This window comes from Streptomyces winkii (assembly GCF_032248595.1).
Classification (GTDB): Bacteria; Actinomycetota; Actinomycetes; order Streptomycetales; family Streptomycetaceae; genus Streptomyces; species Streptomyces winkii.
The window spans coordinates 1-395 of sequence record NZ_JASTTH010000025.1; the positions used below are offsets into that span (position 1 = coordinate 1).

Sequence of the window (395 nt, forward strand, 5' to 3'; positions counted from 1 at the left end):
GGATAGGCCGACTGCAAATCATGGTCGAAGGTCTCACCAGGGTGATAACCGACATTCAGGCAGGCATTCCAACCACCATGGTAACCAGCGGCGCAAGCGCTAAGCACCTGGTTTGTATCACCATCAACAGGAGCCAAATCCCGTGTCGCGTAGTAGCTGAGACCGGCATCATTTTCTTCAGCGCGGGCTTCAGTTTTTTGAATCAGACCCTGAAAACGGATGCGGAACAAGGCCACATCCTCGGAGTCGTTAGGGTTGAGACCCCAGTAGCTCATTACACCAGCCCGTGCAGCGCGAGCACCACCGGAGGAGATAGTAACTGGGGGGACGATGTTAGACCCCCAAACCATCGAAAGATACTCAACAACGATGCGGGAGTCGTTAATTCCGTATTC

1 protein-coding gene is annotated in these 395 nt (G+C 53.7%); it reads right to left on the bottom strand.

Annotated elements, in window-relative coordinates; all coding sequences use genetic code 11:
- Window positions 1-230, bottom strand: a 230-nt coding sequence (locus QQM67_RS30515; protein ID WP_314178657.1) for a hypothetical protein, incomplete at its 3' end; no start/stop codon positions are given.
- Window positions 231-395: the final 165 nt, after the last annotated feature.